Source organism: Vallitalea sediminicola (genome assembly GCF_054408565.1).
In genome coordinates, this window is sequence record NZ_BTPT01000021.1 from 55,036 (window position 1) to 66,631 (window position 11,596).

Here is an 11,596-nt window from a genome sequence, read left to right on the forward strand (position 1 = left end):
TTAATAATAATGTAGATACCTTTTATAATCAAAATGTTATTAATGCTGCAGCTTTAATATAAAAATCAGTAAGTAGAACTAAAACTATATAGAATATGCCAAAATTATCTAGGATTAAATCTATATAGAACATACTAAGATTATGGAGGAAAAGGCATGAAAAAAAAGGGAAGAAAATTAATTATAAGCTTTATATTGATAACTGTAATGTTAATCCAAATATTCACTTTAAGTGTGACGGCAACCCAAACGAATGATATTTTTGAAGACATTAATAGTTATACACGAGCAAGAATTTTTAATATGACGACTGAAGAGTTGATTCAATTATTAGAAACTGATAATTATTTGGACGTTCAAAATGCATTACTTGATGATCCTGGCTTTGACCTTATTCCAGGTGTGGATTTACCTATTGAAGATGGAGTGACAGCAACTAAAGCTGTTGTAACAGGAGCGATAGGTTGTATTCCACAGGTAGGAGCACTTGTATCTAGTGTAGCAGGTTTGTTCATACCAGATTCTATACCTGAACTTGAAGCTAATATTAAAGATGAAATGTGTGCTGTCATAAATTACGAATTTTCCCAAGATACATTAAGAGTACTTTCAACTAACATTTTAGGAATCTTAAATAATGCGGACAGATATAGAGAGAGTTTAGTACTTTATTCAAAATATTTAGAGAATCCTACAAATGATTCGTTAGAAACTCTAAAAAGTGAACTTCGTTCCTCAGCTGACGAATATTTATCAAATATAGAACAATATATTTCGAATTTCCAAAAGGATGGTTATGAAGTGGTATCGTTACCATTATTCACTTTGATGGCTAACCTCCATTTAACCTTATTAAGAGATTTAGCTTTAAATGGGTTGGAATGGGGATATTCTAATGCCAAAGTAAATCTTTATACTCAGGATATAAAAAATAAAGTTAAAGACTATAGACAATATGTGCAAAGAATATATCAAGAAGGGCTAAATTCGAGAAAACAAGACGATGTCATGACTGAGTTTCCAGAATCAGTTGGTGTATATGATTTAGAGCCTGCACGAAATGTAGAGACGTATCGATGGAATTACATTAATGACTATAAGAGATATATGAGAATGAATGTTTTAGATTTAGCAAGCTTATGGACATATTATGATATTGAGAATTACCCAGATAATGTCAATTTTGAACAAGTTGAACATATATACTCACCTATAGTAGGAATAGGTAATCATGCTGGTGGAAACAATTTTAATACTTATGACGAAATTGATATTTATGAGAGGATGCAGCCACAGCCTGTTACAATTGGATATAAATCTTATGATAGTTCTAATTTGGTAACAGTTATAGATATTAGTCCTATAGATGCAAGTATATACAATAGTTATTCAGATTATACAATGGGCATGAATCTACAAAGTACAGGAGTACTTAGAGATATTGATGCTGTGAGTACTCATACTGGATCTATACCGGGAGAAAATGAGGCAGTTTCGTATATAGTACCTATGGCATATGGCATTAATGGTACGGATATAGGAATTAAATCTGAGGATGGTAAAACATGGGATTTTAGCTATGATGGATACAGTTTATGGAAAAGAGAAAATTTCGATGTGTCTTCTGGTAAGCCAGAGGGATTAAATCATTCGATCCTAGGTGTAGTATTTGAATTTAGACCTAAATTTAGCAATTATGATAACGTGGTTTTTGATGATAGGATATCCATAATTCCAGCAGAGAAATATAACTTTAGTACTTATGATGAACAGACAGATGAATTACTGTTGGGTGGAGATTCTATAAAACCATATATTACAGGATATAAAATATATTCTCCTGTAGAAGGAGACTTCCAAATTCGTTATCGTGCAAGCAGTACAAGTAATAATACAGAAATTACAACTTATTTATTAAATTATGATACAGGTGTATATGCTAATGTTGCAGAAACAACATTGAATATGTCTACAAATGGTTTTGTTACGGATAATGGTACATATGATCTTTATAATATTGCAACAGTAAGGCTGAAAAAGGGAATTAATGAAATAAAAATTGAAACAACTAACGGTTCTCAGCCGTTACTTTCAAGCATTGAATTTAAGCCTATAACAATATATGAAGATGAAACTCTAGACTACGACTACATTCAGCCAAAGGATCCAGCAATAATTGAAGAACCAGTTGAAGTAGACTTATTTACTGATATAAATTACCAAGGAACAGCACTTTTTAAAGATTCATGTAATAACAAGATTATGAATTTATATAGCATATATGGTTATGATTTTAAATCAATCAAATTTGATGGAGATTATACAATAACAGGTTTTGAAAATACATATTTTTCAGGAACGTCACATACTTTTACAAATAGTAATCCTAATCTTAATATTAACTATGATATACAATCCTTACGAATTGTCAAAGGTGGTAATGAAGGAGTCTATTTGTACAGCGAGAAGAATTATGGTGGTATAGAAACAAAAGTCTCATTTGACTGTATTAATACTGATTCAATTGGGATTGCAAATGATACAGTGTCATCAATAAGAATTGTTGGAGATTATGTAGTAAAAGCATATGAAAACGAAAATTATGGAGGAAAGTATTCGTATTTACAGGCAAGTGATTCAGATTTAAGCGATAATGTTATTGGTGATAATCAAATTTCATCTATCAAGATTAATAAAGTTGATTCAACTAAGCTACAAGAAGGAGTCTTTATTTATAAAGATACTGGTTATTCAGGAGAATGGGTTAGATTAGTATCAGGTAATTTTCATTCATGGTATGGATTTGGGCTTGATAATGATACAATATCATCCATAAAAATTATAGGAGATTATCAAGTAGAAGCATTTGAAGATATTGATTTAGGAGGGAAATCTCAAGTTATTAAAGCCAGCGATTATTCTTTAGAGGATGACTTTATTGGCGACAATAGTATATCCTCATTAAAGATTCGTACGATAACTCCATAAATATCTTGATAGATAGAAAGCTCTAATTCCATGTCCTTCAATTAATAAAACCACGACAATTTAGCAAATAAATTGTTGTGGTTTTTATACTTAAAAGTAAGAATATATTTAGTGTAATTTATAAATAATATCAACTCGAAAATTAGGTAAACTTGTATTCAATACTATAACACAAATCAAAGTATAAGTCTAGTAATTTTTTTTATTTTATATAGAATAAGAGATACATTCGAATGTAATAGATATGGAGGTAAAAAATCATGGAAGCTAAAATGCATAAGGAGTATATGGAAGAAAAGGAAAGATTAGAATATATCAAAAAAAGGATTAAAGAGGAAATAGTATTGTTAAGTAATAAAACCTATACTGTATTAAATGAGGAGGTTATTGCGGAAATAGTATATATGGATAACCAAAGAATGAAAAAGCTAGAAATGTCAGTTCATAATCCCTATTTTGGAAGAATTGATTTTAGAGAAAAAAATCAAGATAAGCTGGAAAATATTTATATAGGTAAAGCATCTTTAATGGATACTGATAGTGATGAAGATGGAGTCATGATTATAACGGATTGGAGAGCACCAATTTCTACTCTGTATTATGATGGCAATATTGGAAGTGTGGATTATAATTGTCCAGCAGGTACTATTGGTGGGGAGTTATTATTAAAAAGAAACTATAAGATTGAAAATGGACATCTGGATAAAATAACAGATATTGATGTGTCAGCAATAGATGAAATGCTTTTAGAAGCATTAGAAGATAAAAAGGATACAAAATTAAAAGATATTGTTTCGACAATTCAATCAGAACAGAATGAAATCATTCGAGCAGATTTAACGAAATCGCTAATTATACAAGGGGTTGCTGGAAGTGGAAAGACAACCATTGCATTACATCGAATTGCATATTTAATCTATACGTATCAACATAGATATAGACCGGATGAATTCATGATCATTGCGCCCAATAAGCTGTTTTTACAATATATAGAGGATATGTTACCAGAATTAGGTGTAGAAGATGTAGAACAAACGACTATGGAAGTCCTAACAAAAGATGTTGTACCAGAACTTTTTTATATAAGTGAAGATGATGATAAATTAAAAAAGATTATTGAAAATGAAAGTGATAAGAAATTGGTAGAATCATTAAGAACAATATCTCGTATAAAAACTGACTTGAAATATAAAGGGATACTTGAAGAATTCGTTAATGGGATAATTAATGAAATACTTCCTAAAGATGATTTAATATTTGAAGGTGTTCTAATAATAGAGGCAAGTGAATTATCTAGAATATTTTATGAGAACTATAAAAGATATTCTGTATTGAAAAGTATAAAATTGGTTAAGAAATTAATGACTACAAGATTTGAAAATAGTAAAAGTGATATAGAGGATAATATATATGCAACTATAAACCAAATGCAAATTAACATTGAAAAGACTGAAAATAACATAGTTAATCACAATGAAGAGATTAAAAAAATTCATCTAGAGCAACAAATTCGCATAAAAAATATGAAAAAGAATTTCATAAAACTGATGAATACTTATTTGAAAGAGCCTAAACAATCAATACTCAAATATTATGAACGGTTCTTGATAAAAGATAAATTCATTAAAAAGCTCATAAGTGATAAAGAATCTTTAATGGATTACTTTAAAGAAATGTCCAAAAATATCCGAACAAATAAAATGATTGAAATAGAAGACCTACCAGCCCTCATGTATTTACAACATAAATTAATAGGTGCTAAGAATATATCAAACACTAAGCACATTGTAATAGATGAAGGACAAGATTTTGGAACTTTTCAATATTATATATTAAGCGATATAATGAAGGAAGCTACATTTACTATACTTGGAGATATTGCCCAAGGTATTAATTATCATAGAGGTACTAGTGATTGGGAAGATGTTAAACAACTAGTATTCAAGGATCAATGTCAAATAAAGTATCTGCAGCAGAGTTATCGTACTACAGTAGAGATCATGAATGCAGCTAATGAAGTAATTGGAAAAGTAGAAGATGAAAATATCATAATGGCACATCCAGTACTTAGGCATGGTTCGCAAGTACAAAAAATTAAAAAAGATAGTTATGAAGATATAGTAGATAATATTGCCACAGAAATAAATAAATTTATAGAGAAGTATAATTCTATAGCAATTATATGTAAAAATAATCAGCAGTGTGAAAAAATGTATAATCAAATGACGAATAAAGGAATTAAGGTTCAATGGTTAAAGGATAGAGAATCAGAGTACAGTCAGCAAGTTGTATTGTTACCCTCATATCTTGCAAAAGGATTAGAATTTGATTGTGTCATTATTCCCGGAGGAGGAGATAATTATAAAACAAATAAATTAGATGGGATGTTGTTATATGTATGTATGACAAGGGCATTACATGAGCTAAAAATATATTATGTGAAGGAATGTAGTGAGTTGTTAAAGTAGGTTAAAAGGGTTTACGACTTTGAGCGTAGACCCTTTTAATTGAACAATAATTTTAATCTTTTACTTATCCGAATCTAAAGGAAATGTCACTTGCCAATTCCCTTCTGTAAATAAACCACTTGTAACAAAATCTCCCATAAGAGAATATTGCTCTATTTCAGCTTGTGGAATATCAAACATATATTCAATATAATCTATTCGCTCACCATCAGTAGAAGTATCTGTAAATGAAATATTATAATCGCATTTAATTTCATTCCCGTTTTTATCTTTTAGGGTAAAAAATCCATGATTATCATTATTTAATGGATTAGTAACACCTATTTGAATATGCAGCATATCATCCACATAACCAATACCTGTAAAATCCATACCCTCAACAGGAAAATCCATTGGTTGAGAGGTAAATAGTACATTTGTGGTAGATTCATTTGACAAGAATTTTTCAAAGTTCGAACCACCCCCACCAATTATTTCTACTTCCTTAGTTTCAGAGGCTACTCGTATTGTTGAAAGGACAATATCTATTGGGATATCCTCGTATATATGTTTATCACTTATAAACTCTCCTACTGAAAATGTTATCTTGTCTCCTGTTATATTTTTGTTTCCCCATGCAGTTATGGAGATAAGGAATGTTGCAGTTTTGGTAGTATCTTCATATCCAACAAGCTGACAAGTTGCTGAACTATTGAATGGACGATGTATTGAATAACTATCATACAGATCGGTGGTTTCATCAATTCTGTTACCTGTAAGGTCTTGCATCGTAATATAAATTTCTGCCGTATCGTCATGGATATAAGTAGAAACTACTTCCATCTTAATTCCATTATCTTCGCAAGATTTTTGAACTGGAATAAAAAACTGTGCTACATTAGGAGAAAGATGGTACATCAATTCATAAACGGCAGGTACTCTAGCTGCCAATATAGGTATAGTTGTAAATATGCAAATCGTAAGCATAGCTACTATAATTATAGGTTTACGAAATATTAACTTATGTTGTTTTTTTCTTGATATAGTTGAATTAGCTGAACTAATTGTTTTATTAACAAGTTCTGTTGATGGATAAATCTGTTCATTCATGTGATTATATTTTTCTCTAAACATGGTAATCCTCCTTTAAAATTTCTTTCAGTTTGCGTCTTGCCCGGGTAAGCTGTGTTCTAATAGTAGATGGTTTTTGTTTCAAGATTTCACTTATTTCCGCAATACTCAAGTCTTCATAGTAGAACAAGTGTATTACGGTTCTATATTTTCGTGATAATTTCTGAAGCTCGTAGTTTAAATCATTCTCTTCACTGAATTCAAAAGTAATATTTTCATCTAGTGGAGCTGTTTTCTTCAGCCATGATGATGCCCAAAACTTTTTTGTACAGTTGATAGTAACTCTGATCAACCATGCTTTTCTATGTTCTTCATTCTCAAATTGTGGTTGCTTTTTCAGGTATCTCAGGAATACTTCTTGAAATATGTCATCAGCATCACTATTGTTTCTCACTTGAGAGAATGCCAAACGATATACCATATTTGAATAAAATCTTATTACATTATCTATGCAATCATCCGTACGTAATGATTCATTTTCCATAAATTAAATTCCCCTTTCACTATTAATACCCTTTAACTATATAAAAAGCTACAATCGATTTAAAAAAAAGTTCTTGAATTTATGACTTGTATATAATAGTGATTGAAACCGTTAATAAACATCTCATATTATTTTAACACACAGATAGTATAGTAGGCTCATTAAGTTCATATATAGTGCATGTTGGAGTGAGCAAATAAAAAAACAGAATAAGCCATAATAAGAGCAAAAAATTCCCTATTATTGCAATTAACAATAATGTATACTTACAAAAAAGTAATTAAAAATAGTTTTTCTATATACACATGTTTATTAATAGAGTTAACATAATGGTTATGTAATATTTTAAATATGTATAAGGAGGGTTACATTATGAGGTTATCAACATCAACAAATATTATGGATAGGTATCAGAGTATTCAGAATAGCATAACACTTGAAGAATGTATAGAAGCCTGTGCAAAGGCAGGTTATAAGGTGCTTGATATCAATTTTTGTGATATGTCAAATGAGGGAATGCCCCTTACATTTGATAATTGGGAAGAATGGGTTGACAGTATTGGTGAACTGGGGGCTAAGCTTGGAATAGAATTTTCACAGTCTCACTCAGCATTTTACAATGTATGTGACATGACTATTGAAGATCGTCCTTGGCGTGAAGAACTTGTTCGTAGAGCAATTATAGGTTCTGCAAAATTAGGAGTCAAGTGGGTCGTTTTTCATGCAGGTACTGTTTATGATAATGGTTTGTCAGTAGAAAAATCTAAAAAAAGTAATCTTGAATATTTTGCACCGCACATAGAACTTGCTAAAAAAGTAGGAACAGGAATTGCTATAGAAAATCTTTTTGAACTTCCTATTGAAAGAAAGCGAAGATATACAGGAACAGTTGAGGAATTGATTAGTATTGTTGATAGTATTAATGATTCGTCAGTAGGGATATGTTGGGATTTTGGACATGGAAACTTAATGGGAATTGATCAAAACAAAGCTTTAAGACAGATAGGAAAAAGATTATCTGCAACTCATGTAGCAGACAATTCAGGCGAAAGAGATGATCATGTAGCACCTTTTTATGGTCAAATAGATTGGGTTCCACTTATGAAGACTTTAAAAGAAATTGATTATAAATATGATTTTACATATGAGATTCATAACTTTACAAATAAAATACCTATTGAGCTCAGAGAAACTGCTTTAAAACATTCTGTAGAGATAGGTGAATATTTGTTGAACTTGGCAAAATAGATACGAAAGGACATTTTTATGAATAGACAGAGCAAAATTTCAATTATGCCCCATACTCATTGGGATAGGGAATGGTATTTTGTATCATCAAAAGCATTAATGTTTGCACTGCATAACTTTAAAGAGGCAATGGATTACTTAAAGGAAAATGAAGAGTTTAAATACTTTTTACTGGATGCACAAGTATCTATTATTGATGATTATATAAAGTACTATCCTGAAGATGAGGAGTTAATTAAAGAACTAGTATCTACAGAAAGATTAATTATAGGTCCTTGGTATACACAATCAGATCTTATGGTTATAGGAGGAGAATCTATAGTCAGGAATCTGTACTATGGTATGAATAGAGCTAAAGAACTTGGTAATACAATGCTTGTAGGATATGTTCCAGATAGTTTTGGACAATCAGCTCAGATGCCACAAATATACAATGCTTTTAACATAAATAAGTGTGTTTTTAGAAGAGGAAAGTCAGAAAAACAAATCGACAAGGCAGAATTTTATTGGGAAGGACCAGGTGGCTCTAAGGTATTTACTCATAATATAATAGATTATGGTAACATGATTAATCCACCAGGAGAAAGAGATGAAATAAGAGAATATTTCAATAATAAGCTTGAGGAATTATTGCCATTCGCTACTAGTAATCATATCTTACTTATGAATGGACAAGATCAAAGACCTATTAGAAGAGATTTATTGGAAATAATAGATAAGGCAAAAGAACAAGGATTAGACGTAGAGATTAATAATCTGTACAATACTTTAGAAGCTTTGGAATCTGAAGGAATAAAAAATGGTAATATACCTACATATCAAGGAGAATTCACTTTTGGACAAAAAAGCAGAGTACATAAATCTATTTTTTCTACTCGTGCAGATTTAAAAATATTGAATAATAAAACTGAAAATAAGTTAGTAAATATTATTGAACCAATGTGTACTATAGCTTATAGCTTGGGCATTAGATATAATCATAAAGCTATAGAAGAGATGTGGAAATTAATGTTTGAAAATGCCGCACATGATAGTATAGGAATGTGTAATTCTGATACTGTAAACAAAGACATTGAAGGTAGATTCAAAAGAGTAAATGATTTAGCTGATAATTTATTTGAAATAGTCGCAAGACTGATTGGTCAAAGTATACCAGAGGAAGATGTGTTTCAATTTCAAGTATATAACTACCTTCCATACAAAAGAAGTGAAATTATAAAGGTAAGGTTATTTACACCAGGAACTAATTTTGAAGTGGTTGATAGTCAAGGGGTAGAGCAAAAACATTATATTATAAATAGCAAGGATGTTACAGAAAAGATTCATAATGATTCTTTAGATGAGATAGGTGTTAATGGTGAATATAATCCGAATTGGGTAAAAGAAAACGTGAAAATATATGAGACTGAGATGTATCTACAGGTTAAAGACGTAGAATCTATGGGATACAAAACTTTATATTTCAAGGAGTTAGAAAAAACAGTAGAAAGTAATATTGCTGATACTGAAAATATAATAGAAAATGAATTTATAAAAATAAAAGTATCCAATAAAGATGGGATTGCAATAATTGATAAAGGAACAAAAAATGAAATTAAAGGTTTTTTTGTGATAGAAGATAGTGGTGATGACGGAGATACTTATGATTATTCAGAGCCAAGAAAAGATAAATATTACTATACTAATCCTTCGGATATATTAGATTTGACCATAGAAAGAAGTTCCTTAGTTCAAAAAGCTTCGTATAACATGAAAATGAAAATGCCGAAAAATCTTATTTCCAGAGAGAAAGATATACTAAATAGTGAATTAGATGTAAAAGTTGAAATGATAATAAAAACTGGAGAAAGAAAAGTAGATATAGATATAACTATAGATAATAAAGCTATTGAGCATAGAATGAGAGTCTTGTTCAAAACTGATATAGAATCAAAAGTGTCTATTGCAGATCAACAATTTGGTAGTATCAAAAGACCAACGTACTTAAAAGAAGTTGAGATATGGGAAAAAGAAGGTTGGGTTGAAAAACCTAGAACCATAGAGCCAATGCAGAGTTTCGTGACATTGAAAAATAAAGAGTATGGAGTAGCGGTGCTTACAGATTGTGTTAGAGAATATCAAATCGTTGGAGAAAGATTAGATACAATAGCAGTAACAATGTTTAGGTCGATTCCTTATATGGGTAAAGGCAATCTATTAGATAGACCAGGTAGAGCATCAGGTATGGAATGGGAAACTCCAGATGCAAAGTTGTTGAAGAAAATGAAATTCAATTTTTCAGTAGTATTATATAATGATTGCAAGGAAAATTACTTATCAAAGTTTTCCAAAGAAACATTTACTCCACTGAAAGTATATCAAGCAGCTGAATTCAAGAATAACTTTGAGTATTTCATCCTAAACAAAAGTGAAAACAGAGATAAAAAACAAAACTACTCACTATTAGAATTTACAGAAGGAAATGTAGTATTAAGTGCATTCAAAAAAGCGGAAAAAAGTGATGGATATATTTTAAGGGTATTCAATGGAAATATTAAGGATGTTGAGAAAGATAAGATTCATTTGATTAATATAGGAGAAAGAGAAGTGTCAGAAGTAATGTTAGATGAGACTACAGAAAAGAAAGAATTCAAGAGCAGAGAAAAAATCTGTGTGATGCTAGATGGTAGTGAGTTTAAAACAATATTATTAAAATAGGTGATAATTACGATATTATTTAACTGAATATCTATGGGAGTACCTAATTTATAATTGATTTTTCACATTAGTACATGCTTGTACATATATTATAATAAGAATAATATATAAAAGGATGTGAGAAATGAAAAAGCAGAAGAAACATAATCATAATCACGGAAGATATGAATGTGATTGGGATGAAATTGAATTCGAAGAAATTGATTTTGAAGAAATGGAAGAATGGTTTGATGACCTAGATTCATGTTGTACTGATGATTGCTGTTGGGTATGTTGTTGTAGAGGACCAAGAGGACCAAGAGGTCCAAGAGGAAAGCGAGGGCCAACAGGAGATACGGGCGATACGGGAGAAAGAGGACCTAGAGGTAAAAGAGGAAAGCGAGGACCAACGGGAGAAACAGGAGAAACAGGGGACACAGGAGCAAGAGGACCAAGAGGACGAAGAGGAGAAACAGGAGAAACAGGAGCAACAGGAGACACAGGAGCAAGAGGACCAAGAGGGCTAAGAGGACGAAGAGGAGAAACAGGAGATACTGGAGCGACAGGCGAAACCGGACCAATAGGAGAAACAGGAGATACCGGAGCGACAGGAGAAACTGGA

At 30.9% G+C, this 11,596-nt stretch carries 6 protein-coding genes and 1 pseudogene; 5 read left to right on the plus strand and 2 right to left on the minus strand.

What is annotated here, in order from left to right; all coding sequences use genetic code 11:
- Positions 1-156 precede the first annotated feature (156 nt).
- A complete protein-coding gene (locus ACX6CF_RS09715; RefSeq protein WP_458785128.1) occupies positions 157-2,988 on the plus strand; it encodes an insecticidal delta-endotoxin Cry8Ea1 family protein in 2,832 nt (943 codons plus the stop codon).
- A 260-nt stretch (positions 2,989-3,248) separates the two neighbouring features.
- A complete protein-coding gene (gene helD / locus ACX6CF_RS09720) occupies positions 3,249-5,456 on the plus strand; it encodes an RNA polymerase recycling motor HelD (RefSeq protein WP_458785129.1) in 2,208 nt (735 codons plus the stop codon).
- A gap of 60 nt (positions 5,457-5,516) precedes the next feature.
- Here the strand turns inward: helD and ACX6CF_RS09725 are convergent, their stop codons facing one another.
- Together ACX6CF_RS09725 and ACX6CF_RS09730 are read right to left on the minus strand one after the other, a co-directional pair.
- Entirely contained in the window at positions 5,517-6,569 is a 1,053-nt protein-coding gene (locus ACX6CF_RS09725) for a DUF4179 domain-containing protein (protein ID WP_458785130.1), read from the minus strand.
- Complete coding sequence (locus ACX6CF_RS09730) at positions 6,562-6,987, minus strand: RNA polymerase sigma factor (RefSeq protein ID WP_458785131.1); 426 nt, start codon at positions 6,985-6,987, stop codon at positions 6,562-6,564. Before ACX6CF_RS09730 ends, ACX6CF_RS09725 begins: the two co-directional genes overlap by 8 nt.
- A 435-nt stretch (positions 6,988-7,422) precedes the next feature.
- On the opposite strand from ACX6CF_RS09730, the gene ACX6CF_RS09735 reads away from it, so the two are divergent.
- From ACX6CF_RS09735 to ACX6CF_RS09745, 3 genes and pseudogenes are all read left to right on the plus strand, one after another.
- Positions 7,423-8,298 carry a sugar phosphate isomerase/epimerase family protein gene (locus ACX6CF_RS09735; protein WP_458785132.1) on the plus strand — a complete coding sequence of 292 codons (876 nt, stop codon included), beginning with the start codon at positions 7,423-7,425 and terminating at the stop codon, positions 8,296-8,298.
- Between the two features lie 18 nt (positions 8,299-8,316).
- Complete coding sequence (locus tag ACX6CF_RS09740) at positions 8,317-10,995, plus strand: glycoside hydrolase family 38 N-terminal domain-containing protein (protein ID WP_458785133.1); 2,679 nt, start codon at positions 8,317-8,319, stop codon at positions 10,993-10,995.
- 124 nt (positions 10,996-11,119) lie between these two features.
- Positions 11,120-11,596: pseudogene (locus ACX6CF_RS09745) on the plus strand (hypothetical protein); the annotation flags it as partial.